The sequence below is a fragment of the Planosporangium thailandense genome, assembly GCF_011947195.1.
Lineage (GTDB): Bacteria > Actinomycetota > Actinomycetes > Mycobacteriales > Micromonosporaceae > Planosporangium > Planosporangium thailandense.
This window is the reverse complement of the sequence record NZ_JAATVY010000017.1, coordinates 57550-83980: the sequence shown is the minus strand read 5'-3', so window position 1 is coordinate 83980 and position 26431 is coordinate 57550. Positions and strand designations below refer to the sequence as shown.

Genomic DNA, 26431 nt, shown 5'->3' with positions numbered 1-26431 from the left:
GAGTCAGAGCTGTCCCGCTGTCACGGACGGCACGGCCGACACCCGTGGGGCCGGCGACAGCGGGAGGCCGAACGGCACCGCAATCGTCAACGGCTGCTCGCCGTCGAAGCTGAACGTCACGTACGCCCTCGAACCCGGCCGGAGTGGCTGCGTCACCTGCATGATGGCGAGGTAGGCCCCGTGACCGGCGGCCAGCCGCGCGTGCCCGTTCGGCGGGATGGTGAGGCTGGCGGGCGCACCGGCCGCCGAGGGGCTCTCAGGTGCCTCGGCAGGGGCCGACTCCTCGGCCGGGACGGACGGCTCGGCGGGGCCGGTCCCGATGTCCGGTGCGCCGCCCAGGAGCACCACGGCGCCCAGGGGAGCGCCGGTCTTCGTACCGGCCGTGACGTCCCGCAGCACCAGCGGCTGCGCCTGGCTGTTGTTGGCGATGTACAGCGACAGCGGCACGGTCGCCCCCGCCGGGTAGCCCTCCGGGCTGTTGTACCTGATCTGAACGTTGCGCAGCGCCGCCTGGCCGTGAGGCCTCGAGTTGGCCTCGTTACCGGGGACCGCGGCGACCATCCCGGCGGTCTGCGCCTGCTGGCCGGCGCCACAGCCCGACAGCAGGCAGAGGGCCACCGCGGGCGCGGCGAGCAGGGCGGCGAGGCGCGACCTGCGGCACCGTCGCGGCGTACCGGCGGTCGAGCGCGCCATCGCGGACCTCCTCGGGAGCAACCCGACGTGCGAGCCACACGTCAGCCTGGCTGTCTCTCCGTACGGTCCCGGTCCAAACCACCCGGTGCGTCCGCCCGTGCCGGCGGAGCGCGGTGCCGGTCCAGGAGACTCCGACGGTGACGGCGGCGAGCAGCCGTACGAGGCCGGAGTACCGCTCGGGATACACGACTCCGGCCAGGTAGTGGTCGATGAAGCCGTTGGTCAGCCCCGGCTCGCCGGCCTGCCGGCGCGCCCGGTCCTCCAGGGCGGTCAGCGGGCAGTCGAGGTGCAGCGCCACGGTGGCCAGGCCCCAGCCGGCGAGGGCCAGGTGCGGCCAGATCGCCCGCGGCCGACGCCAGGCCAGGAACCCGCCGGTCACCACGTACGCGAGGTAGGCGAAGTGCGCCGTCATGGTCGCGTCGGCGAGGACGCGGTAGCCCATGAGTGCCAGTCTTGTCCCATCGCGGGCCAGGCGGTAGCGGCGGGGAATCCTCGAATCCGGTCGACCTCCGGCGCGTGGTTGACTCGTCACATGGACGAAGACGTCACCCTCTGGTTCGATCCCTCCTGCCCGTTCACCTGGCGTACCTCGCGCTGGCTGGTCGCCGTCACCCGGCCCCGCGGACACCGGATCGGCTGGCGGCTGATGAGCCTGGGCATCCTCAACGAGGGCAAAGAGATACCGGAGCAGTACCGCGAGACCGCCGCCCGCGCCGTGCGCGGCCGCCGGCTGCTGCAGGCCGCCGGCGACCGGTACGGGCAGGAGGCGCTCGCCCGGCTGTACACCGAGATCGGTGAGCGGGTGCACGAGCAGCACCGCCCGATGGACACCGACGTGTTCGTGGAGTCGATCGCGGCGGCCGGGCTGCCCGCGGAGTTGATCGAGGCGGTCGACGACGACTCGCTGGAGGCGGCGATCCGGGAGAGCCACGACGCCGGACAGGCCCGGGTCGGTACCCCGTCGGGCAGCCCGATCGTGGCGATCGGCGACAGGCCCGGGTTCTTCGGCCCGGTGGTGGTGCCGGTACCCGAGGGCGAGTCGGCGGAGAAGCTGTACGACGCGCTCCGGCTGCTCTCGGCGGTACCGGAGTTCAGCGAGGTGAAGCGGGCCCGCGCGGCGTTCTGACCGGGGCCGGCCGGTCCCTCACGGCCGGTCGGGGTGGCGGTGGGGCGGACGGTTCGGCGGCAGCTCGTCGGTGGTCCAGTCCCGCGGGCCGCTCCACCGTGCCGGTACCGCGTCGACGCGCCGGGCGAGCGCGTACGCGATCTGTTCGTAGTTCACCCGCCAGCCCCGGAAGTGCGGCCACGCCTCTTCCGGGGTGACCTCCGCCTGGAATCCGGCGTTCTCCGCCCACTTGACGCCTTCGAGGAACTGTTCGTATCGCAGCGTGATCGGTGCGTCGGGGCGCGGGTCGGGGTCGTACGGGATGCCGACGACGTCGGCGATGTCGCGCAGCGCGCTGAACCCGGCGCGGACCGCCAGCCTGGCCTCGGGCGGGGCGGTCTTCGGGGCCAGCGACAGGTGCAGCGCGGCCCCGTCCATCACCGCGAGCATCGCGATGAGCCAGTGCTGGTAGGGGCGCGGCGAGCGGAACGCGAGCAGGACGGGGTAGTTGGCGTGGCTCTCGCCGACGTCGGCCGACAGCCGTTCCCAGCTCTGGTACAGATGCGGCAGCTGACCGACCGTGTCCACCAGGCCCTGCCTCGCGAGCAGCTCAGGTCCCCACGAGGGTTCGCCGGCCCGGGTGCCCAGCAGCGTGACCTCGGTCTCGCGGCGGTTGTACGCCGCGTACAGCGTCGGCAGGTACGCGATCTGCAGGGCGATGACGATCGGGCCGGACGCGGCGGCGACGAAATCGATGAGCGACAGGTGCAGCCGCGCCGTCGACGCGTACCCGAGGGTGAACAGGCTGGAGCCGGCCTCGCGGACCGCGGCCCGCCACCCCAGTCCCGAGGTGGCCTTCAGAAGCAGCCCGTACCCGACCAGGAGGGTCGCCAGCCACAGGGCGAGCTGGCTGAGCAGCGTCAGCGGCGCCAGCCAGGCGAGGGTGCGGTCGCGCGTTTCATACCGGTCGGACCAGCGCACGGAGGTGCGCAGGAGCCCGCGCCAGACGCGCAAGAGCGAGGTGGCCAGCCGGGACCCGGTACCGCGGGGCAGGATCAGCGTGCGGACGATGTTGGCGAACGTCCCCACGAGGAGGATCGCCCCGAGCGCGCCCGCGATCACCCATTCAGCCTAGTGGGACCGCAGTCCCCGCGGTCGATCGCGGCGCGCGGTCAGGACGAGAGGAACCGGTTCAGGACGTTCGCCGTCACCCGCGAGACGTTGTTGTCGTAGTCGTTGTGCGAGAGGCTCCCGGACCAGGCGATGGACGAGGTCGAGAAGACCGCCCCGCCGCCGGGGGACTCGTAGTACGTCAGGTCGGCGCGGACGTCGCGGTGCTCGGTGCCGCCGAGACCCCGGTACATGAAGGCGATGTCCTCGACGACGAGCAGGTACGAGTCGTCGTGGCGCTCCGAGCTGGCCAGCAGGTACGTCCCGGGCGGGGTGCCGAGGCCGAGGTCGGCCCGGTCCAGCTCCTGTCCCGCCGCGCCGCCCCCGACCAGCCCGAAGTCGCCGATCAGCTCGTCCGCCCCGACCCCGTCGAAGATCCATGACACCCGGTCGTCGCGGCTGTCGGGCATCCGGCGGTAGGGGGAGGAGGCGTTGAAGCCCTCCGCGGTGAAGCCGGTGCCGACGAGCTTCTGCGGCGCCCGCCCCCGGTTGCGCCACAGGCCGCCCTTCTCGCCCGTCGTGCTGTGCAGCGTCTCGCCGGGGGCGGCCTGCCAGGCCCGGGAGCCCGCCTCGCCCTTGCGGACCTCCATGACGTACGGCAACTCCGCGTGGAAGGAGACCACCCAGTAGAACCCGTTGGCGCCCAGGTACATCACTCTGCCGCCGCGGCCGATGTAATCCTCGTAGGCGTCCAGCATCGGCTCGCTCGCGTACTCCGGATGGGTTCCCGTCAGCACCACCCGGTACGGACGCAGGGCGTCGTGACCGTGCTTGTGCACCTCCTCGTCGGTCAGCACGTCGTACCCGTAACCCATGTGCTCCAGCCAGTCCACGATGTACAGGTCGGCGGGAAGCTGCCAGGTCCCCAGATAGCTGAACCGGTGCCTGGGCCGCATGTTGAGGATCGGACGGCGCCGCGAGGTGAGTGCGACGCCGCTGCCATCGACGTGCAGGTCGTAGGTGGACCGCCCGAACTCGGGATGTTCCATCAGGAGCAGGTCCAGCGGCTGCAGCGTCAGCGTGTGGCCGCAGACGGCCTGCGCCACCGCCGATCCGGTGGCCAGGTGTTCGTTGGCGTACGCCAGGTAGCTCGCACTGGGCAGCACCAGGGCGATGTCGCTTTCCCGGCCGGGGACGGCGCGCACCGCGAACGGGACGTGGTCTTCGTATCCGCCGGCCCGCAGCCTGAGGGCGTACAGGCCGGAGCGGAGGTCGGGCGGCACCGTGAGCGCGCAGGTCTCCGCCCACCCCGTGTCCTCCACGTCGTCGGCGTGGAAATGCACGGCGCCGTACAGCTCGGGGGTGTGCCGCCAGTTGTACGAGGATCCGTCCCAGTTGTGCGCGGTGACCGCGCGGACCGGCAGGTTGACCAGTCGACCCGGCGGGGCGTTGCCACCGCCCACCACCGCGGTGGTCTCGATGCCCTCGCTCAGATCCCACCACGCGCGAAGGCCCTCGGTCACCGACGGCGTGCTGGCGCTCGCCGCCAGCCGTTCGTGGTCGTGCTCGTCGAGCGCCCGGTCGTAGACGGCGGGCAACGAGATCTTGCCGTTGAAGGTGCCGCGGACCACGCGGCCGTCGCTCGCGTCGACGGCGCCGAGGAGCAGGTCGACGGTCGGCAGCGGCCCCCAGGGCGGCACGGCGCCCGCCGCGTGGGCCGACGGGGCCGCCACCAGCCGGCCGACCTGGCTGTTGTACGGGTTGACGACCGGGGTGGCGTCGACGCGGGCACGACCGGAGCCGGCGTCCCAGCCGGCGCTCAGGGCGTACCAGATGCCGGCGCGCAGCCGCTCCGCCTCGATTCGGTGGGTCGTGCCGGCGGCGGTGAGCCACAGCGCTGGGCGAAGCCCCGGCTCCAGCACGAGCGCGACGCCGGCATCGATGGCGGCGTCCCAGGCCGAGATGACCGGCGCGACACCGAGGTCGGCGGTGGGCTGAACGAACGCGAACAGGCCGAAGGAGGAGCCGGCCGCGGGCATGATGGCACCGGCGCCGGGCACCCGGGCGTGGGAACCGTGCTGTGCCGGCTGGTCGACCAGCGGATAGACGCCGTCGACGTCCGAGTCCACCTCGATCTCCCGGAAGCCCGGCCCACCGGGATGGGTGTCGCCATGGATGAGGCGGACCAGTTTCGCTTCCACCGTGTCGGCCCCGTGACCGCTGACGTGGAACGCCAGCCGCTCGCCGGGCGCCACGCTGAACTCGTCGGAGTAACCGAGGACCCACGTCGGGAAGCGCACGCTCTGCTCCATTTCGTCTCACCGCCGGCGCGGCCCACGAGGCGGTCAACCGGTCGCCACTCCGAAGATCTCGTGCAGGCGCTGGCGGAAGACCGCGTCGATCGCCGCCGCCTCGGTGGGGAAGGGGCCCGCCACGCGCGCGGCGCGCAGGCCTGCGTCGTCGACCAGCCGGCAGACGAACCAGTTCTCGTCGCCGCCGTACTCGCAGATCAGCTTGCCCGGGACGGGGAAGCGCCCGAGGTAGTTGAGAACCCGCTGCAGTGCGTCGCTGTGCTGCCCGAACGGTTGCCGCGCGTGTTCGGAGATCAGTTCCGGGGTCAACAGCGGGCGCAGCGATTCGCGCATCCGCTCGTGGTGGCGGGCGTCGACGACGTCATCGAGCGCTTCCGGCGAGAAGATCGGCATGAGGCCACTCCTCATGGTGCGGGTCGCGCCGGCCCGGGAGCGTACCGGGGCCGCGACGAACGTCACGCTACCCACATATGCCCCGGGTACGCGGTGCCGCCGCCCGTACGTTGTAAGATCACTTCACAGGTCACGAGCGCCAGCGTCAAGCCCCGGCTTGCTGGCCGGCAACCCTCGTAGTTCGCGGTGGGGTGCCCCGGGTGAGGACCAGGCCCGCGCGCGTCCGCGCCCGGGCAAGCGCGGACCCCCTGCGGGGTCCCTACCGGAGGGATTCCACGGTGACTGTCACATACGCATGCCCCGACGTACACGGAGCGCGGACCGTCCCGGTCGTGCTGGGCGACGCGTTGCCGGTCACGCTCGCCGACGGCCGTACCGTCGACCACGTCAACCTCGACTACGCCGCGACCGCGCCGTGCCTGGCGTCGGCGGCGGGCGCGGTCAACGAGCTGCTGCCGTGGTACGCCAGCGTGCACCGGGGCGCCGGCGCGGCCTCCCAGCGCTGCACCCTGGCCTACGAGCGGGCCCGCCAGACCATCGCCGACTTCGTCGGCGCCCGCGCGGACGACCACGTGGTATTCACCCGCAACACCACCGACGCGCTGAACCTGCTGGCCGGTTGCCTGCCGGCCGGCACCACCGTGGTCGGCTGGGCCGGCGAGCACCACGCCAACCTGCTGCCCTGGCCGCGCGCGGTCCGGCTGCCGGTACCGGACTCGCCGGGCGCCGCCATCCGGGCGCTGGCCGCGGCCCTCGGCCAGCTCGACGGGCCGGTCCTGGTGACGGTCACCGGGGCGTCGAACGTGACCGGCGAGGTGTGGCCGGTCGCGGAGCTGGCCGCGCTGGCGCACCGGTTCGGTGCCCGGATCGCGGTGGATGCCGCGCAGCTCGCCCCGCACCGGCCGGTGTCGCTCGCCGAGTCGGGTGTGGACTACCTGGCGCTGTCCGGGCACAAGCTGTACGCCCCGTTCGGCGCCGGGGTGCTCGTGGGGCGGGCCGACTGGCTCGACGCCGCGCCGCCGTACCTGGCCGGCGGCGGGGCGACCGCACGTGTCGGGGACGCCACGAATGACGTGGACTGGCACGTCGGGCCGGCCCGGCACGAGGCCGGCACCCCGAACCTGCTGGGAGCGGTCGCGCTCGCCGCGGTCTGCGCGGACCTCGCCGCCGCCGACCGCGACGCCCTCGCGGCGCACGAGAACGCGCTGCTGGCGCGGCTGCGCGCGGGGCTGGCCAGCCTGCCGCACGTCGCCGAGCTGCGGACCTTCGCCGCCGACCACGACCGGGTCGGCATCGTCAGCTTCGCCGTCGCCGACGTGGCCGCCGCCGACGTCTCGACCCATCTCGCCCGCAGGTACGGCATCGGCGTGCGCGACGGCCTGTTCTGCGCGCACCCGCTGACCCGCCGGCTGCTCGACGAGGCCTCGGCCCGGCTGGGCCGGCCGCTGACCGGCGGGGCGGTACGCGCGAGCATCGGCATCGGCAGCACCGCCGAGCACATCGACCGGCTGCTCGCAGGGCTGCGCGACCTGGCGGTGTCGTAGGGACGTCGGGCCGTGCCGGCGCATCTTCGGCGCGGCCCGACCTCCGTCAGATCGCGGCTGTGGCGCGTACCGTCTCGCGGCCCAGCAGCAGGTCGGTGACCTCACCGGCGTGCCAGGCGGCCCACTCGGCGGCCACCTCGGTGGGCGCGGTGAGCCGCGACTCCAGTACGGCCGGCGGATGGGCCGGCACGTCAGCACCCAGCTCGACCAGCAGGTCACGCAGGGCCGTCGTCACCGCCGCCAGGTGGGCGGGGGACGCGGCCACCGCGACCGGCACCGCCACCGCGCCGGCCAGGTCGCCCGGCCCGAACTGGTCCAGGAAGACCTTCAACAAGCCGGTGTACGAACCCTTGTACGTGGGCGTCGCGACGACCAGCAGTCGGGCCTCGCGTACCGGCGCGAACGGGTCGTCCAGCGGGGCGACGGCCCGGGCAGGTCGGGGCCCGAACGTGACCGCGGCGATCTCGGCCAGCTCCAGCACCCTGGGTCGGCCCGACGGGCTGCCGGCCCGCGCGAGGCGGCCCGTCAGCTCGGCGGTGACGGCGTCGGCGAACGCGCGGGTACGGGAGCCCGCGCGCGGGTTGCCGATCAGCTCGACGACCTCGACGGTCGGTGTGCTCATGGACGGTCCTTTCCGGAAACGGGGCGGGTGGCGGGTCCGGGGCGGCCCGCGGCGGGCAGCGCGGTCAGGTAGCGGCCCATGTGGTACAGCAGCGGCGCGCTGTCGTCGGTGAGGTGCTCGCCGTCGACCGGCTCGGCGAGCACGATCGCGTGGTCACCGGCCTCGATCCGCTCCACGACGCGGCAGACCAGTACGGCCAGCGCCCCGTCGAGGACCGGCAGGCCGTGCTGGCCGGTGCGCCACCGGGTCGGCGCGGCGAACCGGTCGATGCCGCTGGCGGCGAAGGTGCGGGCCACCTGCTCCTGGCCGTCGGTGAGGACATGGACGGCGACGTGGTCGGCGACCGACACCGCCGGCCAGCTGGACGACCCGCGGTGCAGGCAGAACGAGACCAGCGGCGGTTGCAGCGACACCGACGTGAACGACGTCGCGGTGAAGCCGACAGGGGTGTCTCCCGTCGTGGTGATCACGACGACACCGGCGGCGTGGCGGCGCAGCAGAGAGCGGAACAGGTCGGGTTGGATCGCCAGGGTCATCGGCACTCTCCTGGGCTCAGGGTCGGCGCGGCCGGCGCGGAACGGTCATCTGTCCGCTCCCGCCAGGACCGGGGCGTGGGCGACGGTCGCGTACCGGCTGGCCGGGCGCGCGAGCCCGTAGTGTTCGCGCAGCGTGCGACCGGAGTACTCGGTGCGGAACAGTCCGCGCCGCTGCAGGATCGGCACCACGTGGTCGACGAAGTCCTCCAGGCCGCGCGGCAGCACCGGCGGCATGATGTTGAAGCCGTCGGCCGCGCCCGAGCGGAACCACTGCTCGATCGCGTCGGCCACCTGCTCCGGCGTGCCGGCGAACGTGCGGTGTCCGCGCCCGCCGCCGAGGCGGCCGATGAGCTGGCGGACGGTGAGCCGCTCCCGTCGGGCGAGGGTCACGATCAGCGTGTACCGGCTCTTGGCGCCCTCGATCTCGTCCTCGTCCGGCAGGTCGGCGGGCAGCTCGCGGTCCAGGTCGAGGTCGTCGGGCGACAGCCGCAGCGTCTCGGCGAGCTGGCGCATGGCGTACTCGGGTCGGATCAGCCGGTCCAGCTCCGCTTCCAGGGCCAGCGCCTCGGCCTCGCTTGAGCCGATCGCCGGCACGATGCCGGGCAGGATCTTGATGGTGTCGGGGTCCCGGCCGGCGGCCGCGGTACGAGCCTTGAGGTCGGCGTAGAACGCCTGCGCGTCGGCGAGGGTCTGGTGGGCGGTGAACACCGCCTCGGCGTAGCGGGCGGCGAACTCCTTACCGTCCTCGCTGGACCCGGCCTGTACCAGCAGCGGCCGGCCCTGCGGTGAGCGGGACACGTCGAGCGCGCCGGCGACCCGGTAGAACTCGCCGGCATGCGCGGCGGGGTGGACGCGCGCGTCGTCGCCCCACACGCCGGCCTCCTTGTCGGCGACGATCGCGTCGTCGTCCCAGCTGTCCCACAGCTTGATCGCCACGTCCAGGAACTCCGCGGCGCGCGCGTACCGCTCCCGGTGCGCGGGCAGCTCGTTGAGGTTGAAGTTGCGCGCGGCGTCCAGGCCGGCGGTGGTGACGATGTTCCAGCCGGCCCGGCCGCCGCTGATGTGGTCGAGGGAGGCGAACCGGCGGGCCAGGTTGTACGGCTCGTTGTACGTCGTCGACGCGGTCGCGATCAGTCCGATGTGCTCGGTGACGCCGGCGAGCGCGGTGAGCAGTACGGTCGGCTCGAGGGTGGCCGCGGGCCGCCGGCCGATCCGCCCGTGCCACAGCACGGGGGAGTCGGCGAGGAACAGCGAGTCCAGCTTCCCGCGCTCGGCGACGCGGGCGAGGTGCTGGAAATGCGTGACGCTGGTGGCGGCGTACGGGTCGCTCTCCGGCAGTCGCCAGGCGGCCTCGTGGTGGCCGGTCTCCATCAGGAACGCGTTGAGGTGCAGTCTCCGGGTCATGCGGCGGTCTCCTCCTCCACCCCGAGGGCGGTCAAGAGTTGGAATCGGTACTCCAGGAAGCGCGGGTCCCGGTGGGACCTCGGCTGCGGCAGGTGGATCGGCTGGTCGACCGCGATGCGCCCGGCGTCGAGGACCAGCACCCGGTCGGCGAGGACGATCGCCTCGTCGACGTCGTGGGTCACCAGCAGCACGGCCGGCCCGTGCCGCCGGCACAGCTCGCGGAGCAGGCCGTGCATGCGGATGCGGGTGAGCGCGTCGAGCGCGCCGAAGGGCTCGTCGGCGAGCAGCAGTTCGGGCTCGCGGACCAGGGAACGGGCCAGCGCGGCCCGCTGCTGCTCGCCGCCGGACAGCTCGACCGGCCAGGCCCGTTCCCGCCCGGCCAGCCCGACCTCGGCCAGCGCGGCCCGGCCGCCCGCGACGACCTCGCGGCCGTCGAGGCCGAGCAGCACGTTGTCGAGTACGCGCCGCCAGGGAAGCAGCCGGGAGTCCTGGAACACCACCGAGACCCGGCCGGGGACCTCGATCGAGCCGGAGCCGGCCACGTCGTAGTCCAGCCCCGCGAGGGCGCGCAGCAGGGTGCTCTTGCCGGAGCCGCTGCGGCCCAGCAGCGCCACGAACTCGCCCGGCGCGATGGACAGGTCGAGATGGTCGAGGACCGTGCGGCCGGGGCGCTCCCCGAAGCGCCGCACCAGGCCGGAGACCCGTACCGCCGCCTCCGTCAGCCGCTCAGTGTCCGTCGCCACGACAGGACCCTCCTCTCGGCGAGGCGCAGGGCCGCGTCGGACAGGAAGCCGAACAGGCCGTAGATGATGAGGCCGACGACGATCACGTCGGTCTGGGCGTAGTTCTGGGCCTGGAACATGAGGTAGCCGATGCCGCTGGTGGCATTGATCTGTTCGAGGACGACCAGCGAGATCCAGGAGGAGGTGACGGCGAGGCGCAGGCCGATGAAGAGCCCGGGCAGCGCGCCGGGCAGCACCACCGCGCGGATGAAGCGCAGCCGGTTCAGACCGATGGTCTCGGCCAGTTCGACGTACCGGTTGTCGATCGAGGTCAGCCCGGCGTGCGTCTGGATGTAGAGCGTGATGGCGACGACGAGGGCGATGATGACGACCTTGAACGCCTCGCCGATGCCGAGCCAGAGGATCATCAGCGGAATCAGGCCGAGCGTCGGCACCGCGCGCTGTACCTGCATCCAGCCGTCGACGACCGCCTCACCGAGGCGGCTCAGCCCGGCGACGAGCGCCAGCGCGACGCCCACCACCGCGCCGATCGCGAAGCCGAGCGCGGCGCGGCGCAGCGACACGAGGAGGCTGTCCTGCAGCGTGCCGGCCTCGATGAGGCGGCGGACGGTGCCCACGACCGTCCATGGCGCCGGCAGTACGCGGGGATCCAGCAGGCCGGCGGCGGACGCGGCGGACCACGCGGCGAGGAGCACGACCGGGCCGAGCACCCGGCCGTACGGGATCGGCCGGCCGAGGCCCAGGCGGCGGCGCCGGCCCGGCGCGGCGGTGGCGGGCGTCCGGCGTAACGTCGGCGGCGCGATCATCTGTACCGTGGCCATGGCCTACTCCCGGTAGCTCGCGGGGGCGGCGTCGGCGGCCACCGTCTCAAAGCGACGGTCGAACAGGTCGGCCGCCTTCACTTTGGGGATGAAGCCGCCCGCGGCGAGCAGGTCGGCGGTCTCCTGCTCCCAGGCGATGGCCTTGTCCCAGCTGCGCGGGTCGGTCGGCCGAGGCGTGCTCGCGGCTGCCCGCTGCGCGTCGGCCGGGCTGAGCTGCTGGTCCTTGACGAAGTACAGGTCGGTCCAGGCGGCCCGGTTCTCCCAGGCCCACACGGTGCCCCGCACCCAGAACGGGATGAACGCCCGTACCGCCGCAGCCTTGGCCGGGTCGCGCAGCACCTCGACCGGTGACCAGAGGATGGTCAGGTAGTCCACCGCGTGCATGGCGATCGCGCGCGCGCCGTCGCCGGCGAACTGGTTGAGGTACTTGGTGAGGTTCGGTTCCCACAGCGGTGCGGCGTCGACCTGCCGGCTCTGCAGCGCGGTGAAGAACTGGTTGCTGGTGAGGGGTACGAGCGTCACGTCATGGTTTTTCAGGCCGAGTTCGGCGAGCGTGCGCAGCACCACGACGCCCTGCGCCTGCCCCTGGGAGAAGGCGATCTTCTTGCCCTTCAGGTCGGACAGCGAGGAGATCGACGAACCGGGTGCCGTGGCGAACGTGTACGTGGGCGTCGGCACCGTCTGCACCGCGACGATCTTCGCGTCGTAGTTGATGGCGCGGGCCTGGATGGGTGGCACGCCGGCGTTGCTCGACAGGTCGATGGAGTGGGCCCGGAACCCCTGGATGATGTCGGGACCGGCGCTGAGGTTCGGCCAGTCTTTGACCCGGAACGGCAACTTGTCGAGCAGGCCGGCGCCTTCGAGCTGCTTCTGGCTGATGTGGATGGAGATGGACAACGCGGTGTTCGCGTCGACCCCGGTGGGCAGGGGAGCGGCGGCCGCGAGGCGGGTGGTCGGTTCGTCCCGGCTGCAGCCGCCGAGCCCGGCGGCGACAGCGGTGCCGGTCAGGGCGCCGAGGAATGTTCTTCGAGTGAGTACCGGGGTGGAGTGAAGCGGTAAGGGCACGACTGTCTCCTGTCGCGTCGAGTCGGGGCGCGCGGGTGCGCGATCCCGGCGTGGAGGAACCACGGACCGACGGTCACGGCGGTGGCGGGGCCGGCGACTGTTCACCGCCGCGCAGTGAACTGTCGCCGCGCAGTGGTCGGTGGTGGAGGAGAGTGTGGAGACACCGGCTCGAGCCGTGTCTGCGGTTGCGGGTCAGGGTCGGCTGATCGGCGATCGTCGACGTGTCCCGCGGGCGGTCGGGCGGTGGAGGCCCAGGATCCGCTCTGCGTCAACAGGCGCTGCTGCACACCCGCTGGTAGTCGACGAAGCGGCGCTGAATGAGGCGCTGGCTTCGATGCATGTCATCAATCTAGCCGCGTCATCGGGCCTGAGGTAGAGCCGTGTGGGCTCTGTCACCTATTATTCCTATAGGCTTAATGGGTTAATGGTCGGCCGTGATCTCCCCGGCCGGTTCGCCGGTCTCCCCGGCCGGTCCACTACGCCGTGCGGGCGATCGATCCTCGTCTCCCCAGCGCTCTTGCGTGGCCGGGTGGCCGCGGGCATGCTGCCACGTATGGCAGGTGCGGTGCCGCCGGCCTCGACCAATCCCTGGCTGGCGCTGCAGGCGGGCGTCGACCCGGCGGAACGCGTCGGGGTGGTGCGGCGCGCCCACGAGGCGTTCGTGCGGTCCGGCGCGGTGGGCGGGCCGGTCCGCGGCGTCGTCACCGAGTCCTGGCGGCGCTCGGCCCGGGCGGGGGTGGACCCGGACACCGTCGGGGCCCCGGTCGACCTGACGGACGCGGATCTGGAGGAGTACCGGGCGGCGCACCCGCTGTCGGCGGTCGTGCCCGTGCTGCGGGAGGTGCTCGGCGGCGCCTACGCCGCCGGTGACCAGATCATGGCGGTCAGCGACGCGGCCGGCCGACTGCTGTGGGTGGAGGGACACCTGGGCGCCCTGCGCCGCGCGGAGATGATGAACTTCGTCGCCGGCGCCTGGTGGGACGAGCCGCATATCGGCACGAACGCGCCCGGAACCGCGCTGGCGGTCGACCACGCCGTCCAGATCTTCGCCAGCGAACACTTCAGCCGGGCCGCGCAGGCGTGGACCTGCTCGGCCGCGCCGATCCACGACCCGGCGACCGGTCGGCTGCTCGGCGCGGTCGACATCACCGGCGGCGACCAGGTCGCAAACCCCCACAGCCTCGCGCTGGTCCGGGCGGCGGCGCGGCTGGCCGAGACGTACCTCGCCCAGTACCCGCCCGCCGCCGGGCCGGCCGTCAACCTCACGGCGCTCGGGCGTGACGAGGCGACCGTCACCGGGAACGGGCGGCGGTTGGTGCTCTCCCGCCGGCACAGCGAGATCGTCGCGCTGCTGGCCTGCCACCCCGACGGCCTCACGGGCGACCAGTTGGGCCTCGAACTGTACGGCGACGAGCTGAATCCGGTGACGCTGCGCGCCGAACTGTCGCGGCTGCGCGCCATCCTCGGGCCGCACGTCCTCGGGTCCCGACCGTACCGGCTGCGGGTGGCCGTCGACACCGACTTCGGCACCGTCAGCAGGCTGTTGGCGGCGGGCGCGCTCCGCGAGGCGCTGGCGGCCTACCGTGGTCCGCTCCTGCCGGGTTCCCAAGCGCCCGGCGTCGCCGCGGTCCGTTCCCGCCTGGAGCACGAGCTGCGCGCCAGCGTGCTCGCCGCCGGGGACGTGTCCATCCTGGACGCGTGGGCGCGTACGCCGTCCGGCAGTGACGACCTGGTGGTGTGGGAGGCCCTGGCCGACCGGCTGCCCGCCGGGTCGCCCCGCCGCGCCCTGGCGTCCGCGCGGGTGCGCGACCTCATGGTCGACTACGGACTCCTCGGCGGACCCGGTCACCTGCACGCAACGTCGTTGCAACGTCGCCGTCGCTAGCGTCCGGGCGTACAGCCGCCCCACCGCGCGGGTGGGGCCGCAACCCGTCCGGGAGGTAGCACCAATGGCCCGATACGCGGCGCCGGGAACAGACGGCGCGACGATGGCCTACGAGCCCCGCTACGACCACTGGATCGGCGGCGAGTACGTCAAGCCGCAGCGGGGGCAGTACTTCGAGAACCCGACCCCGGTGACCGGTCAGACCTTCACCGAGGTCGCCCGGGGCACGGCAGAGGACGTCGAGCGGGCGCTCGACGCCGCGCACGGCGCGGCACCGGCCTGGGGCCGTACGCCGGCCGCCGAGCGGGCGAACATCCTCAACCGGATCGCCGACCGGATGCAGGAGCACCTCGAGGAGCTTGCCGTCGCCGAGACCTGGGAGAACGGCAAGCCGATCCGGGAGACCCTGGCCGCCGACATCCCGCTGGCGATCGACCACTTCCGGTACTTCGCGGGCGTGATCCGGGCGCATGAGGGCGCACTGTCGGAGATCGATGACGATACCGTCGCGTACCACTTCCACGAGCCGCTCGGGGTCGTCGGGCAGATCATTCCGTGGAACTTCCCGATCCTGATGGCGACCTGGAAGTTGGCGCCCGCGCTGGCTGCGGGTAACGCCGTGGTGCTCAAGCCGGCCGAGCAGACACCCGCCTCGATCCACTTCTGGATGAGCCTGGTCGCCGACCTCCTCCCGCCGGGCGTGGTCAACATCGTCAACGGGTTCGGCGTCGAGGCCGGCAAGCCGCTCGCGTCCAGCCCCCGCGTCGCGAAGGTCGCCTTCACCGGCGAGACCACCACCGGGCGGCTGATCATGCAGTACGCCAGCGAGAACATCAAGCCGGTCACCCTCGAACTGGGCGGCAAGAGCCCGAACATCTTCTTCGCCGACGTCTCCGCCCACGACGACGACTTCTACGACAAGGCCCTCGAGGGCTTCACCATGTTCGCCCTCAACCAGGGTGAGGTGTGCACCTGCCCGTCCCGCGCGCTGATCCAGCAGGATCACTACCAGACCTTCCTGGAGGCGGCCGTCGATCGTACGAACAAGGTGGTCCAGGGTCACCCGCTCGACACCGACACGATGGTCGGCGCGCAGGCGTCCAACGACCAGCTGGAGAAGATCCTCTCCTACCTCGACATCGGGGTTGCCGAAGGTGCGAAGGTGCTGACCGGCGGGCGCCGGGCCGACCTGGGCGGCGAGCTGGCGGGCGGGTACTACGTGCAGCCGACCATCTTCGAGGGCGGCAACCACATGCGGATCTTCCAGGAGGAGATCTTCGGCCCGGTCGTGTCGGTCACGTCGTTCACCGACTTCGCCGACGCGATCAAGATTGCCAACGACACCCTGTACGGTCTGGGCGCCGGCGTCTGGACCCGCGACGTCAACACCGCCTACCGCGCGGGGCGGGCCATCCAGGCTGGTCGCGTGTGGACCAACTGCTACCACGCCTACCCGGCGCACGCCGCGTTCGGCGGGTACAAGCAGTCGGGGATCGGCCGCGAGAATCACCGCATGATGCTCGAGCACTACCAGCAGACCAAGAACCTGCTGGTGAGCTACTCGCCCAGGAAGCTCGGCTTCTTCTAGGCAGTGCCGGTCGAAGGAGAAGTGCCATGCCGGACGAGGTTTCGCGGGTGGACATCACCCCGGCCGCCGCCGAAATGGTGCGCTGGCTCTACCGCGCGCACGGTCCGCTGATGTTCCACCAGTCCGGCGGCTGCTGCGACGGCAGCTCGCCGATGTGCTATCCGGACGGCGAGTTCCGGACCGGCGCGTCGGACGTGTTGCTCGCGCGGCTGCGCGTGGACGGGGTCGACCGCCCGGTGCCGTTCTGGATGTCGGCCAGCCAGTACGAGCTGTGGCGGCACACCCATCTGACCGTCGACCTGGTTGCCGGCCGGGGGAGCGGCTTCTCGCTGGAGGCGCCGGAGGGCTTCCGCTTCCTGATCCGGTCCCGGCTGCTGACGGAGGAGGAGTCCGCCGCGCTGCCGGACGCGCCGGCCGGATGACGGCGCCGCCGGCCGGATGAGGGGGTTGAGGAACATCCATGCCAGATCGTGCGCTAAGGGCGGACCGGTCTCGGGAGGCCGTTGACCTGGGCTGATCACGGGCCCGAACCTTCGCGGGTCGATGTTTTCGATCTTCGGAGGCCCGTGGTGGCGGTCGAGTTTCTGACGGATGAGCAGGCAGCCCGGTACGGGGCGTTCTACGGGGCGCCCACGCAGATGGAGCTGGAGCGATTCTTCTTCCTGGACGACGCGGACCGGGAGAAGGTGCAGGCGAAGCGGCGGGCGCACAACCGGCTGGGCTTCGCGGTGCAGCTGACGACGGTGCGGTTCCTGGGCCGGTTCATGCCGGACCCTCGGCAGGTGCCGGCGGAGGTGTCGGAGTACCTGGCCGAGCAGCTGGGAATCGGGGACGCCGCGGTGCTGGCGGAGTACGGCGAGCGCGACGGGACGGCCCGCTCGCACGCCGGGGAAATCCAGCAGGACGGTGGCTGGCGGGACTTCGCCGAGGTCCGGGACGAGCTGGTGGGGTGGCTGGACGCGCGGGCCTGGACGACCGGGGACGGGCCGAAGGCATTGTTCGACGCGGCGGTGGGGTGGCTGTGCGAGCGGCGGGTGCTGCTGCCAGGGGTGAGCCGGTTCGCCCGGTTGGTGGCGTCGGTGCGGGAGGCGGCGAACCAGCGGCTGTGGGAGGCCCTGCACGGGTTGCTGAGCGCCGGTCAGCGGGCGGTGCTGGACGAGCTGCTGGCGGTGCCGTCCGGGGCGCGGGTGTCGGAGCTGGACCGGCTGCGGCGCGGGCCGGTGCGGGTGTCGGGGCCGCAGATGAAGTGGGCGCTGGAGCGGGCTCAGGAGATCGCCGGGCTGGGCATGGGCGAGCTAGACGTGTCCGGGGTCCCGCCGCGGAGGCTGGCGCGACATCGTGTTCGGCATGCTCACCCTGGCCGGGTTCACCTTCGCGCCGCAGCTGGCGGACCTGCCCGACCAGAAGATGTGGCGCATCGACCGCACCGCCGACTACGGCCCCTTCCAGGACGCGGCCCGCGGGCGGATCGACCTGGAGCGCATCGAGCGGAACTGGGAGGACGTGCTGCGGATCATCGGCTCGATCCACACCGGCGCCGTGCGGGCCTACGACGTGATCCGCATGCTCTCCCGGGACGGCCGCCCGACCGTGCTGGGCGACGCCATCGCGCACTACGGCCGGATCGCCAAGACCCTGCACATCCTGCGCCTGGCCGACGAGCCGTCCTACCGGCGCCAGATCAAGTCCCAGGCCAACCTGCAGGAGGGCCGCCACGCGCTCGCCCGGAAGATCTTCCACGGCCGCGCCGGACAGCTCTACCAGCACTACCAGGAAGGCATGGAGGACCAGATCGGCGCGCTCGGCCTGGTCCTCAACGCTCTGGTGCTGTTCAACACCCGCTACATGGACGCTGCCGTGGTCCAACTCCGCGCCGAGGGCTTCGATGTCCGCGAGCAGGACATCGCCCGCCTCTCCCCGTTCGTGCGCCACCACGTCAACATGCTCGGCCGGTACTCGTTTCTACTCCCCGAGATGCCCGGCGGCCTGCGTCCGCTGCGCGATCCGTACCGGGCCGAAACATGACCTGACCGTCACCCGACGCCCGGCCCGCGGTGGCGTGCAGGTCAGCCCAGATTGCCCTTCTTGAAGCTGAAGGCGGTCTCGTTGTCAGGGGCGTTGAGAACCATGCCGACCGTAATCTTGCACTGGGTTCCGGGCTTGTCGACAATCCACATCAGCCCACCGCCGGGGTGCTTGATGCGGTAGGTGTTCTCGGCCCCCTCCACGGGCTCCAGCACCCAGGACACCCGCTCCTCCTGTACGTGCTTCTGGAAAGCGGCCAGTTCCCCCCGTCGCGATGCCGCTCGGGTACCTTCCGGCCGACAGCTGGTAGCCCGGCCCCTCGGGGATGACCTGCCAGAGGAAGCCGTCGACGTCCGTCTTGGTGTAGATGCGCGGGATGTCCTCGAAGTCGTCCGGGTGCCCGCTCAAGGTGCCGACGACGTCATCACCATTCGTGATCTTGTACTCGCCGGGCTCCAGCGTCACTCCTGTGGTGTGGGGGTGAAGGTGCTGGCGGCCTGGCGTCAGGGGCCGGGAATGCGGCGGCCAGCAGCTCGCCGCCGCTGCGGGCGGCGCCCGCAGCGGCGTGCTCGACGGCATGGGGCAGGAATGCGGGCCGGGAGCCCGTCCCGCCGTGGGTGAAGAAGGCCAGGTACACGCGCCAGGCGGGCTGACGAGGCCGGTCCGGCCAGCCCCGCAGGCTTGCCGTATGCAGTTGTAACAACTATCGTTACGACTAGAACCGAGGGACGAGGGAGGTGGAGTCCGACGTGAGTGCCAACAGCAGACTGACCATCGCGGCGCACGCCCTGACATGGATCGGGCTGTATCAGCGGCGTGGCCACGAGGTCGCCACCTCCGAGCAGATCGCGACGAGCGTCAACACCAACCCGGTGGTGATCCGCCGCCTGCTGGCCAAGCTGAGCAAGGCCGGCCTGGCCGATTCACGGCGGGGGGCGGGGGCGGGCTGGATGCTCGCGCGGGACCTGGCGGCGATCACCCTGCTCGACGTCTACCAGGCGATCGAACCGGGACCGGTCTTCGCCCTGCATCCCGCGACACCGGACCCCGAGTGCGTCGTGGGCCACGGCATCGGGCCGGCAATGACCGCCGTGTACGACCAGGTGGAGGCCGCCCTGCGCAGGGAGCTGGCCAAGACCACGCTGGAGGACGTGCTGCGGGACGTCTTGAAAGCCGCCTGACCTCGGACCGTCGACTTCCCCTGATCGAGGGGGATCGCATCCCGCACTCACCGATGTAACCAAGATGGTTACATCAAGAAATTGGAGAGTCTCATGGGACAGCTGGACGACAAGACCGCCCTCGTCACCGGCGCCTCCAGCGGCATCGGCCTGGCGATCGCCCGCCGTTTCGCCGCCGAGGGCGCGACCGTCTACCTGACCGGCCGCCGCAAGGCCGCGCTGGACGCCGCCGTCGCGCAGGTCGGCGCCCGAGGCATCGCCATCCAGGGCGATGCCTCGGACCTCGGCGACCTCGACCGGCTCTTCGCCGAGATCGCGAACCGCAGCGGCCGCCTGGACATTGTGGTGGCCAACGCCGGGGTCGGGGACTACGGCCCGCTCGGCGCGATCACCGAGGAGGAGTACGACCGCACTACCTCGATCAATCTCAAGGGCACGGTCTTCACTGTCCAAAAGGCGCTGCCGCTGCTGACGGCCGGCTCCTCGGTGATGCTGCTTTCCTCCAGCTCGGCCCTGCGGGCCACCCCGGGCCTGGGCATCTACGCCGCCACCAAGGCCGCGATCCGCAGCCTCGCCCGCACCTGGGCCGCGGAACTGGCCGACCGCGGAATCCGCGTCAACACCCTCACCCCCGGCCCTGTCGAGACCCCGGGCCTGGACGAGCTCCTCGCCGCTTTCCCGCACGGCGATCGGCCCACCGCGGCCGAGCCCGCCCCACCGACCCCGCTCGGCCGCGCCGGCCATCCCGACGAGGTCGCCGCCACCGCCCTCTACCTGGCCGGCGACCAAAGCACTTTCACCACCGGCGCGGAACTGTTCGTCGACGGTGGCGCCACACAGCTCTAGGCGCCAAATCGGCGACGCGGGACGCATTCGACGCTCCAGGGCGTCTGAGCCGTGTACTTGCGACCGTCGTCAGGGCAACGGCTTCGACACAACAAGGAGTGAGTCATGAAGAGCGTGGTCCACTACCAGGCGGGCGATGCGGCAGCCGTCGCACACATCGAGGACCGACCGGAGGCGCCCGCCCCTCGGGCCGGCGAAATCCAAGTGCGTGTCAGCGTCTCCCCGGTCCACCGCGTCGATCTGGTCGCGACGGAGACCGGCCTGCCGGACGGATCCGCGGGGCGCAGGCTGGGCACCGAGGCGGCGGGCGTGGTGACTGCGGTGGGTCCATCGGTGTCGGCGCTCCATGCTGGCGATCGGGTAGCGGTCTTTCCGGCCCCGGGCGCATGGTCCGAGCACATCACCGTGCCGGCCGAGGCCGCCGTAGCCGTCCCGGACTCCCTCAGCGACGAAACGGCGAGCGTCCTGCTCGTCAACACCATCGCCTCTCGTGACGTGCTCCGTGCGGTCGATGAGCTGAGGGCTGCCGCGGCAGCGCCGAGCGATTCTCCACTCCTCGTGTCGGGGGCCGCGTCCGCGGTCGGCAAGCTCATCGTTCAGCAGGCCCGCGACCGTGGCTGGCCCGTTGTCGCCGTCGTCCGCAGTGACCGTTCTGCGTCAACGGTCCGCACAAACTGGCCGGACGTGCCCGTCGTGGTCTCCGGAAGCGGCGGCTGGCAGCGCGAGCTGGAGGGGGCGGTCGGCGGGAGGCCGGTGCCGGTTATCGCCGATGCGCACGGCGGTCCCTTCGTGCGGGAGATCCTGCCCTTTCTCGACGATGGCGGGACGCTGGTCGTCTGGGGCGATCTAGCCGCGCAGCCGTGGACGCTCTCGACGTTGGAGCTGCTCATGCGAGAACTGAAGGTCCGCGCGGTGAGCATCACGCGCTGGGCGACCCGCCCTGGGGATATCCGGGCCGCCGATCGGCGAGCCGCCCTCCAGATCGCCGCGCAGCATCCACACCTTCTCGCCGTTCATGCCGCCTACTCGCTCGCCGAGCTGCCGAGTGCCATCTCGGCGGCGCGGACCAGCGGCACCGGCACCGTATTGCTCAAGCTGAACTGACCAAACCTGGACCGCAGGGGAGCAGTGACCTCATGGAATTCAAGACCATCGGCACTATCGGTGCGGGAGCACCAGCACAAGCCGTGGCCGCCCACGCGGCACGCGCCGGGCACCCGGTGCTGGTCAGCAACAGCCGCGGCCCCAGCACACTCGGCGACGCCGTCGCCGCCATCGGGCCCGGCGCCTCGGCGGCCACGTTCGAAGAAGCGGCGGCGGCCGACCTGGTCCTGCTCGCCGTCCCGTTCGGCGCGGTCCCCGCGGTCGGGCGGCGGCTCGGGGACTGGACGGGCCGAGTGGTGGTCGACATGACCAACCAGTTCGCCCGGTCCGACCCCTACCGCGGCTTCGCCGACGTCTCGCCGCTGACCGGCAGCGAGTGGGTCGCCCAACAACTGCCCGGCGTCACGCTGATCAAGGCATTCAACGCCATGTTCGCCACCTATATGGCTCCCGATCCCCGGCACTAGGACGGCAACCAGGTCGTCTTCCTCGCCGGTGACGACGAGAGCGCCAAGGCCCCCTTCACACGGCTGCTGACCGAATTCGGGTACGCGCCGGTCGACCTTGGCGCGCTGCGCGAAGGCGGGGCGCTCATGCAGCTCGGCGGGCCGCTGAGCGGCAAGCACTTCCTGTTCCAGGGCTGAGGCCCGACCGACACCTCAAGAGACGAAGAGACAAAGGACAAGGACGATGGCAACAGATACTCAGACCTCGCGGACCGTGGCCGAGAAGTTCCTGGAGCGCCTCGGCAGGCAGGACCCCGACGGCATCCAGGAACTGTTCTCCGAGGAGATCGACTGGCACGTCCCCGGCAGTGACGCACTGCCCTGGACCGGGCGCCGTACCCGCCAGGAGGAGGTCGCGCCGTACTTCACCACCATGTGGCCGCACTTCGCGCACGGCCAGAGCAAGGTCGTGCTGGAGCGCTTCATCGTCGACGGTGGTGACGTGGTGCTGCTGGCGGTCTTCACGCACACCGCCGTGACCAGCGGCAAGGAGTTCACCACACCGGTGGCCATGCACCTGGCGGTCGAGGACGGCCGAATCGTTCGCATGCACCTGTACGAGGACACACTGACCGTCGCCGAGGCGTTCAACGTCGGCTGAGTGGAGAGTGCTCAGGGCCCCGTGGCCCGGGGCACATGGCGGCCAGGACCTCGCGTTCGCCGAGTTTCGGGCTGGCCAGCGCCCACAGGATCGGCATCCCGGAGGGGCAGACCAGATACAGAGCCCAGTGCCGTGCGGCACCGCCGTATCGGCGACGGACAGCACGGCCGGCGGAGTTCAGCGCCGGGCGTCACCAGGTGCGAGGAGGCTGGTCACCTCTGCGATGGCCTCCGGCGAGGGCTTGAAGTAGCGGCGGACGTTCTCGGCCTTCTTGTGCCGGGACTTGGCCATCAGCATCAGCTCGGAGGCACCCTGCTCGCCGAGGTGGGTGAGGCCGGAGTGCCGGTACTCGTGTAGGTCCCAGCCGGTCCCCGGGCCAGCGAGGGCGGTGTGCTGGTCGAGCAGGGCGCGGGCCTGGCCGTAGGAGAGGCGGGCCAGGCCGGTGTCCGGGCAGACGTCCCGGGCCGAGAGCATCTTGCCCGGGCCGGGGCGGCGGTGGGTGACGAACACCGGCCCGCGGGTGCGGCCCGTGAGCAAGCGGGGCAGCAGCCGGGCGGCGCCGGCGTCCCAGAAAACCGTCTCCAGCACGTAGTCGGCGCGGACGGCGCCGCGGCGGCGCACCTTCGGCTGGGCGCCCTTGGACTTCACCGGGCAGCGGCGGCCGGCCAGGTCCAGGTCCTCGATGTTGACGTCCAGGATCTCCTCGGAGCGGGCGCACGTCTCGTAGAGCATCCGCCACAGCGTCTTCTCCCGCAGGTGGACCTCTCGGCGGGCGATCAGCCGGTCGATCGCCATCTTCGAGCGCACCGGGGTGTCGGAATCCGGCGGCGGCAGCCGCTTTGCCCAGGCCGGGACCGCCGGCCCGTCGTACCCGCGCTCGGTGCACCAGCTCGTCCAGGACAGCACCGCGCCGCGGCGGGCGTTCCAGGTGTTCACCGCCGAGCTGCCCCACAGCAGCTCCAGAGCCTCGCCTATCTCGTCGTCCGCCACCGAGGCGAGCGGCCGGCCCTCGCCGACCCGGTCGGCGGTCTTCCCGACGGCGATGCCGTAGTTCCGGACGGTGTTCGGGTTGGCGAGCGAGTCGAGGAAGGCGTCGGCCGCCGTCCGGACCGTTAGCGCCTTCCCCGTCGGCAGCAGCAGGACCGCGGGCACCGTCTCTCCCTTGCCGCAGATAACAGGGCCGCTCCACGCAACGTGCGAAGAACGTTCGCGCAGGTCGCGCTCAGTGATGCCGCAGATAATAGGGCGCTATCTGTGGGAAGACTTCGAAGCTCGACCGGCGCCGTGCGTCCGCCGTCCGCTCACCAGGAGCGACGGAGGCTTAGCGCACGATCTGACACGGATGTTCCTCAACCCCCGATGACGGCGCCGCCGGCCGGTCACCTCGATGGTGGCCGGCCGGCAGTGGGGCGCGCTCCACCGTGACGTCGGGCACGTTCCATCGACCCGTATGGTTTTCCGGCGCGGGCCGCCGCTACTTTTTGAACTGACTGGTCAGTTCAAGGAGTAGGTGCCATGGTCGACGACGATACGATCACCGACCGTCGCGGATCGGCCGACGGCCGCCCGGCGGCGGTCGAGCAGGCGGCCCCCGTGGTCCGCGCCCGGGGGATCGGCGCGCGCAGCCGACGGGGCTGGGTCTTCCGCGACGTCGAACTCGACATCCACGCCGGCGAGCTGATCGCGCTGACCGGCCCGGCCGGGAGCGGACGCACCTCGCTGCTGCTCGCGCTGGCCGGACGGTTCGTCATCAACCACGGCGCCATCGAGCGCACCCAGCGCGCCGCGCTCGGCTACGTGCCCGGCGTGTCCGAACCGGAGCCGGGGCTCACCGTCGCCGAGCACGTCGAGGAGCGGCTGCTGCTGCTCGGCCGGGCGCGCTGGCGGCGCCGGTGGCGCCGGCAGCTCGTCGCCGCGGCGCTGACGAGCTACCCGGGCGACCCGGATCGGCTCGTCCGCACGCTGGACACGTACCACCTGCACCTGCTGGGGCTGGTGCTCGCCCGGGTGGAGCGACCGGGGCTGATCGTCGTCGACGATGCCGACGCCGACCTGTCCGCGACGGAGCGCGCCGAGCTGTGGGCCCGCCTGCGCGCCCTGAGCCGCGACGGAACCGCCGTCGTCGCAGCCTGCCGGGAGATCGATCCCGGTGTACCGGACCGCGTCGTCACTCTGGAGAGCCACCGATGAAACTCGCCCTGTTCGAGCTGCGCCGGTTCCGGCGAGCCCTGCTGTCGCGCGTCGCGCTGGTCGTGCTGACGCTCATCCCGCTGCTGTACGGGGCGCTCTACCTGTGGGCGTTCTGGGATCCGTACGGCAACCTCAAGCGGATCCCGGTCGCCCTGGTCAACGAGGATCGGCCGGCGAAGGCGCCGGACGGGTCGACCATCCACGCGGGGCAGGACCTCACCGACGAGCTGATCAACCGGAACGTTTTCGCGTGGCACGCCGCGTCCCTCAAGGACGCCGACAAGGGGCTGGCGAACGGCTCGTACCATCTGATCTTCCACATCCCGGCGGACTTCTCCTCGTCGCTGGCCAGCCCGCTGGACAAGGCCCGCGACCCGGAGCGGGGCAAGCTCGTCGTGGTCAACGACGACGCGACGAACTACCTGTCCGGCCTGCTCGCCCGCAGCGCGTTCACGGAGGTACGGGCGGCGGCGGCGAAGAGCACCGCCCAGCGGTACTTCAACAAGATGCTCATCGGGTTCACCGACCTGAAGGCGGAGACCGAGAAGGCGGCGAACGGCGCCGGCCAGCTGGCCGACGGTACGCAGCGGGCGCACGGCGGCGCGAACCAGGTGGCCGACGGGGCCGACCGGGCGGCGGGCGGGGCCGGACAGCTCGCCAGCGGCCTCGCGGCGGCGAACAAGGGCGCCAGCGACCTGGCGACCGGCCTGGCGGCGCTGGACGCCGGATCGGCCCAGCTCGCCGACGGCAGTGCCCAGGTCGCGGGCGGTACGCAGCTACTCGCGAGCAAGGTGGACGCGCTCGACGACCAGGCCGGGCCGATCCTGCGGCGCGACGCCCCGCTGATCCAGCGGGCGGCGCAGCTCATCGCCGCGGGCGCCAACACCGCCGCGGACAACGCCGACCAGCTTCCCGGACTGTCGGAGAAGGCGCTGCAGTCGGCCAAGGCCGCGCAAGCCATCGTCAACCAGTTCGTCAGCTCCCCGGCCGGTCAGCAACTGCCACCGGAGCAGCGGGACAAGCTCACCAACGGCGCCGCCCAGGCGGTCACCGACACGCAGACCCTCTACGACGCGGTCCACCGGGTGGACGTGCCGACGCTGCGCAACAACCTCAAGGAGCTGGCCGGCATCGCGCAGCAGATCGCGGACGCCGCGCCGCACCTGGCCGACGACCTGGGGGGCGCCCGTCGGCAGGTCGACCAGCTCAACGCCGGCGCGCAGGCGGTCGCGGTCGGGGCGGACCGCCTGCATCAGGGCGCCGCTCAGGCCTCCGGCGGTGCGAAGACGCTCAACGGCGGGCTGTACCGGCTGTCCACGGGCGCCCGGCAGCTCGACAGCGGCCTGGCCGCACTCTCCGACGGCACGCACCAGCTGGCGAACGGACTGTCCACCTTGGAGAGCGGCGCCGGCCAGCTGGCGGACGGCCTTGCCGGCGGGGCGCAGAAGATCCCCGGGTACGACCCGGACGAGCGGGTCAAGCGGTCCGGCGTGCTCGGCGATCCGGTGGAGCTCAACCGGCAGGCCCGGCACGCCGCCGCCACGTATGGAGTGGGCTTCGCGCCGTACTTCCTGGCGCTGGCGCTCTGGGTCGGCGCGATGATCACGTACATGCTGCTGCGGCCGGTGACCCGGCGGTATCTCGTGTCGGCCGCACCCGCGGTCCGGGTCGCCCTCGCCGGCTGGCTGCCGGCCGTGGTGATCGGCCTGGTTCAGGCGTCGGTGCTGCTGCTCGTCCTGTGGTCCGCGCTCGGTCTCACGCCGGTGCACCCGATCGGGACGCTCGGGTTCCTGTTCCTGGTCGCGGTCGCGTTCACCGCGATCCTGCAGTGGCTCGGCGCGCAGCTCGGCCCCGCCGGCCGGCTGGTCGCGCTCGCCCTGCTGATGCTGCAGCTCACCTCGTCGGGCGGCACCTACCCGGTCCAGACCACGCCGGCGTTCTTCCAGCACATCCACCCGTTCCTACCGATGACGTACGTGGTCGACAGCCTCCGCCATCTCATCGACGGCGGACCGGCCGGTACCGTGATCAAGGGCTCGCTCGTGCTCGCCGGATTCGCGGCCGCCGCGTTCGGTCTGACCACCCTCGCCGCGTGGCGGGGCCGGCGGCTGAGCCCCAGCAAGCTGCACCCGGACCTGGTCATGTGAGGAGCGACGT

At 72.0% G+C, this 26431-nt stretch carries 26 protein-coding genes, 2 pseudogenes and 1 riboswitch; of the genes and pseudogenes, 14 read left to right on the top strand and 14 right to left on the bottom strand.

Features of this window, described 5'->3' with window-relative positions; genetic code table 11:
- Positions 1 to 3 precede the first annotated feature (3 nt).
- The gene (locus HC031_RS34980; protein WP_476704274.1) at positions 4 to 561 is read right to left on the bottom strand and encodes a copper chaperone PCu(A)C domain-containing protein; all 558 of its coding nucleotides are present in this window, start codon (positions 559 to 561) and stop codon (positions 4 to 6) included.
- Positions 539 to 1135: a DUF2784 domain-containing protein gene (locus HC031_RS21545; RefSeq protein WP_167927191.1), complete on the bottom strand. Its 597-nt coding sequence runs from the start codon at positions 1133 to 1135 to the stop codon at positions 539 to 541. Before HC031_RS21545 ends, HC031_RS34980 begins: the two co-directional genes overlap by 23 nt.
- A gap of 90 nt (positions 1136 to 1225) precedes the next feature.
- Here HC031_RS21545 and HC031_RS21540 point away from each other — a divergent pair, with 90 nt between their 5' ends.
- Positions 1226 to 1819 carry a mycothiol-dependent nitroreductase Rv2466c family protein gene (locus HC031_RS21540; RefSeq protein WP_167927190.1) on the top strand — a complete coding sequence of 198 codons (594 nt, stop codon included), beginning with the start codon at positions 1226 to 1228 and terminating at the stop codon, positions 1817 to 1819.
- Positions 1820 to 1837: 18 nt separating this feature from the next.
- Here the strand turns inward: HC031_RS21540 and HC031_RS21535 are convergent, their stop codons facing one another.
- The 3 genes from HC031_RS21535 to HC031_RS21525 are packed head-to-tail and all read right to left on the bottom strand — an operon-like array spanning position 1838 to position 5613.
- Positions 1838 to 2920, bottom strand: a complete 1083-nt coding sequence (locus HC031_RS21535) for a hypothetical protein (RefSeq protein ID WP_205863053.1) — start codon at positions 2918 to 2920, stop codon at positions 1838 to 1840.
- 50 nt (positions 2921 to 2970) lie between these two features.
- The gene (locus HC031_RS21530) at positions 2971 to 5208 is read right to left on the bottom strand and encodes a N,N-dimethylformamidase beta subunit family domain-containing protein (protein WP_167927189.1); all 2238 of its coding nucleotides are present in this window, start codon (positions 5206 to 5208) and stop codon (positions 2971 to 2973) included.
- 45 nt (positions 5209 to 5253) lie between these two features.
- On the bottom strand, positions 5254 to 5613 hold the full coding sequence (locus HC031_RS21525; RefSeq protein WP_167927188.1) for an adenylosuccinate synthetase: 360 nt from the start codon (positions 5611 to 5613) through the stop codon (positions 5254 to 5256).
- Positions 5614 to 5741: 128 nt separating this feature from the next.
- Positions 5742 to 5859: riboswitch (SAM riboswitch) on the top strand.
- 86 nt (positions 5860 to 5945) lie between these two features.
- Between HC031_RS21525 and HC031_RS21520 the strand changes: the two genes are divergently transcribed.
- Complete coding sequence (locus HC031_RS21520) at positions 5946 to 7157, top strand: aminotransferase class V-fold PLP-dependent enzyme (protein WP_167927249.1); 1212 nt, start codon at positions 5946 to 5948, stop codon at positions 7155 to 7157.
- Between the two features lie 46 nt (positions 7158 to 7203).
- Here the strand turns inward: HC031_RS21520 and HC031_RS21515 are convergent, their stop codons facing one another.
- From HC031_RS21515 to HC031_RS21490, 6 genes are read right to left on the bottom strand one after another with little or no spacing between them, the layout of a single operon-like run.
- Complete coding sequence (locus HC031_RS21515) at positions 7204 to 7779, bottom strand: NADPH-dependent FMN reductase (protein ID WP_167927187.1); 576 nt, start codon at positions 7777 to 7779, stop codon at positions 7204 to 7206.
- Complete coding sequence (locus tag HC031_RS21510; protein WP_167927186.1) at positions 7776 to 8315, bottom strand: flavin reductase family protein; 540 nt, start codon at positions 8313 to 8315, stop codon at positions 7776 to 7778. Before HC031_RS21510 ends, HC031_RS21515 begins: the two co-directional genes overlap by 4 nt.
- Before the next feature lie 45 nt (positions 8316 to 8360).
- Entirely contained in the window at positions 8361 to 9719 is a 1359-nt protein-coding gene (locus HC031_RS21505) for an LLM class flavin-dependent oxidoreductase (protein WP_167927185.1), read from the bottom strand.
- Positions 9716 to 10462: an ABC transporter ATP-binding protein gene (locus HC031_RS21500; protein ID WP_167927184.1), complete on the bottom strand. Its 747-nt coding sequence runs from the start codon at positions 10460 to 10462 to the stop codon at positions 9716 to 9718. Before HC031_RS21500 ends, HC031_RS21505 begins: the two co-directional genes overlap by 4 nt.
- A complete protein-coding gene (locus HC031_RS21495) occupies positions 10438 to 11283 on the bottom strand; it encodes an ABC transporter permease (protein WP_240942785.1) in 846 nt (281 codons plus the stop codon). The genes HC031_RS21500 and HC031_RS21495 overlap by 25 nt, the downstream gene beginning before the upstream one ends.
- Positions 11284 to 11286: 3 nt before the next feature.
- Positions 11287 to 12348 (bottom strand): ABC transporter substrate-binding protein, encoded by a 1062-nt coding sequence (locus HC031_RS21490; protein WP_167927183.1) that lies wholly within the window; start codon positions 12346 to 12348, stop codon positions 11287 to 11289.
- 553 nt (positions 12349 to 12901) lie between these two features.
- Here HC031_RS21490 and HC031_RS21485 point away from each other — a divergent pair.
- From HC031_RS21485 to HC031_RS34850, 5 genes and pseudogenes are all read left to right on the top strand, one after another.
- Positions 12902 to 14233 (top strand): helix-turn-helix domain-containing protein, encoded by a 1332-nt coding sequence (locus HC031_RS21485; protein WP_167927182.1) that lies wholly within the window; start codon positions 12902 to 12904, stop codon positions 14231 to 14233.
- Positions 14234 to 14297: 64 nt separating this feature from the next.
- On the top strand, positions 14298 to 15821 hold the full coding sequence (gene adh, locus HC031_RS21480) for an aldehyde dehydrogenase (protein ID WP_167927181.1): 1524 nt from the start codon (positions 14298 to 14300) through the stop codon (positions 15819 to 15821).
- Between the two features lie 26 nt (positions 15822 to 15847).
- Positions 15848 to 16243 (top strand): DUF779 domain-containing protein, encoded by a 396-nt coding sequence (locus HC031_RS21475; protein WP_167927180.1) that lies wholly within the window; start codon positions 15848 to 15850, stop codon positions 16241 to 16243.
- Between the two features lie 144 nt (positions 16244 to 16387).
- Positions 16388 to 16891: pseudogene (locus HC031_RS34855) on the top strand (DUF4158 domain-containing protein); the annotation flags it as partial.
- Between the two features lie 265 nt (positions 16892 to 17156).
- Positions 17157 to 17846, top strand: a complete 690-nt coding sequence (locus tag HC031_RS34850) for a Tn3 family transposase (protein WP_420813661.1) — start codon at positions 17157 to 17159, stop codon at positions 17844 to 17846.
- Positions 17847 to 17887: 41 nt separating this feature from the next.
- Here the strand turns inward: HC031_RS34850 and HC031_RS21465 are convergent, their stop codons facing one another.
- Positions 17888 to 18070: a hypothetical protein gene (locus HC031_RS21465; protein ID WP_167927179.1), complete on the bottom strand. Its 183-nt coding sequence runs from the start codon at positions 18068 to 18070 to the stop codon at positions 17888 to 17890.
- A 525-nt stretch (positions 18071 to 18595) separates the two neighbouring features.
- On the opposite strand from HC031_RS21465, the gene HC031_RS21460 reads away from it, so the two are divergent.
- The 5 genes from HC031_RS21460 to HC031_RS21440 all read left to right on the top strand — a co-directional run bounded on the left by HC031_RS21460 (position 18596) and on the right by HC031_RS21440 (position 22084).
- The gene (locus HC031_RS21460) at positions 18596 to 19027 is read left to right on the top strand and encodes an Rrf2 family transcriptional regulator (RefSeq protein ID WP_167927178.1); all 432 of its coding nucleotides are present in this window, start codon (positions 18596 to 18598) and stop codon (positions 19025 to 19027) included.
- 93 nt (positions 19028 to 19120) lie between these two features.
- Positions 19121 to 19873, top strand: a complete 753-nt coding sequence (locus HC031_RS21455; RefSeq protein ID WP_167927177.1) for an SDR family NAD(P)-dependent oxidoreductase — start codon at positions 19121 to 19123, stop codon at positions 19871 to 19873.
- Positions 19874 to 19978: 105 nt separating this feature from the next.
- The gene (locus tag HC031_RS21450) at positions 19979 to 20977 is read left to right on the top strand and encodes an alcohol dehydrogenase catalytic domain-containing protein (protein WP_167927176.1); all 999 of its coding nucleotides are present in this window, start codon (positions 19979 to 19981) and stop codon (positions 20975 to 20977) included.
- Positions 20978 to 21009: 32 nt separating this feature from the next.
- Positions 21010 to 21444 carry an NAD(P)-binding domain-containing protein gene (locus HC031_RS21445; RefSeq protein WP_205863052.1) on the top strand — a complete coding sequence of 145 codons (435 nt, stop codon included), beginning with the start codon at positions 21010 to 21012 and terminating at the stop codon, positions 21442 to 21444.
- A gap of 223 nt (positions 21445 to 21667) precedes the next feature.
- A complete protein-coding gene (locus HC031_RS21440; protein ID WP_109383693.1) occupies positions 21668 to 22084 on the top strand; it encodes a nuclear transport factor 2 family protein in 417 nt (138 codons plus the stop codon).
- 34 nt (positions 22085 to 22118) lie between these two features.
- On the opposite strand, the pseudogene HC031_RS34845 reads toward HC031_RS21440, so the two are convergent.
- A pseudogene (locus HC031_RS34845) lies at positions 22119 to 22274 on the bottom strand (IS982 family transposase); the annotation flags it as partial.
- Entirely contained in the window at positions 22262 to 22879 is a 618-nt protein-coding gene (locus tag HC031_RS34840; protein ID WP_205863064.1) for a site-specific integrase, read from the bottom strand. The gene HC031_RS34840 and the pseudogene HC031_RS34845, both read right to left, overlap by 13 nt.
- A 720-nt stretch (positions 22880 to 23599) precedes the next feature.
- Between HC031_RS34840 and HC031_RS21425 the strand changes: the two genes are divergently transcribed.
- Both HC031_RS21425 and HC031_RS21420 read left to right on the top strand, forming a co-directional pair.
- Positions 23600 to 24274, top strand: a complete 675-nt coding sequence (locus HC031_RS21425; RefSeq protein WP_167927174.1) for an ATP-binding cassette domain-containing protein — start codon at positions 23600 to 23602, stop codon at positions 24272 to 24274.
- Positions 24271 to 26421: a YhgE/Pip domain-containing protein gene (locus HC031_RS21420; RefSeq protein ID WP_167927173.1), complete on the top strand. Its 2151-nt coding sequence runs from the start codon at positions 24271 to 24273 to the stop codon at positions 26419 to 26421. Before HC031_RS21425 ends, HC031_RS21420 begins: the two co-directional genes overlap by 4 nt.
- The last annotated feature ends 10 nt before the right edge of the window (positions 26422 to 26431 follow it).

Excerpts from the sequence above, each read along its gene's own strand:
- HC031_RS21425 (WP_167927174.1), top strand. The coding sequence starts at position 23,600 with ATGGTCGACGACGATACGATCACCGACCGTCGCGGATCGGCCGACGGC.
- HC031_RS21440 (WP_109383693.1), top strand. The coding sequence starts at position 21,668 with ATGGCAACAGATACTCAGACCTCGCGGACCGTGGCCGAGAAGTTCCTG.
- HC031_RS21510 (WP_167927186.1), bottom strand. The coding sequence starts at position 8,315 with ATGACCCTGGCGATCCAACCCGACCTGTTCCGCTCTCTGCTGCGCCGC.
- HC031_RS21545 (WP_167927191.1), bottom strand. The coding sequence starts at position 1,135 with ATGGGCTACCGCGTCCTCGCCGACGCGACCATGACGGCGCACTTCGCC.
- HC031_RS21495 (WP_240942785.1), bottom strand. The coding sequence starts at position 11,283 with ATGGCCACGGTACAGATGATCGCGCCGCCGACGTTACGCCGGACGCCC.
- HC031_RS21505 (WP_167927185.1), bottom strand. The coding sequence starts at position 9,719 with ATGACCCGGAGACTGCACCTCAACGCGTTCCTGATGGAGACCGGCCAC.
- HC031_RS34980 (WP_476704274.1), bottom strand. The coding sequence starts at position 561 with ATGGTCGCCGCGGTCCCCGGTAACGAGGCCAACTCGAGGCCTCACGGC.
- HC031_RS21455 (WP_167927177.1), top strand. The coding sequence starts at position 19,121 with ATGGGACAGCTGGACGACAAGACCGCCCTCGTCACCGGCGCCTCCAGC.
- HC031_RS21540 (WP_167927190.1), top strand. The coding sequence starts at position 1,226 with ATGGACGAAGACGTCACCCTCTGGTTCGATCCCTCCTGCCCGTTCACC.
- adh (WP_167927181.1), top strand. The coding sequence starts at position 14,298 with ATGGCCCGATACGCGGCGCCGGGAACAGACGGCGCGACGATGGCCTAC.
- HC031_RS21515 (WP_167927187.1), bottom strand. The coding sequence starts at position 7,779 with ATGAGCACACCGACCGTCGAGGTCGTCGAGCTGATCGGCAACCCGCGC.
- HC031_RS21420 (WP_167927173.1), top strand. The coding sequence starts at position 24,271 with ATGAAACTCGCCCTGTTCGAGCTGCGCCGGTTCCGGCGAGCCCTGCTG.
- HC031_RS21485 (WP_167927182.1), top strand. The coding sequence starts at position 12,902 with ATGGCAGGTGCGGTGCCGCCGGCCTCGACCAATCCCTGGCTGGCGCTG.
- HC031_RS21445 (WP_205863052.1), top strand. The coding sequence starts at position 21,010 with ATGGAATTCAAGACCATCGGCACTATCGGTGCGGGAGCACCAGCACAA.
- HC031_RS21475 (WP_167927180.1), top strand. The coding sequence starts at position 15,848 with ATGCCGGACGAGGTTTCGCGGGTGGACATCACCCCGGCCGCCGCCGAA.
- HC031_RS21525 (WP_167927188.1), bottom strand. The coding sequence starts at position 5,613 with ATGCCGATCTTCTCGCCGGAAGCGCTCGATGACGTCGTCGACGCCCGC.
- HC031_RS34840 (WP_205863064.1), bottom strand. The coding sequence starts at position 22,879 with ATGGCGATCGACCGGCTGATCGCCCGCCGAGAGGTCCACCTGCGGGAG.
- HC031_RS21450 (WP_167927176.1), top strand. The coding sequence starts at position 19,979 with ATGAAGAGCGTGGTCCACTACCAGGCGGGCGATGCGGCAGCCGTCGCA.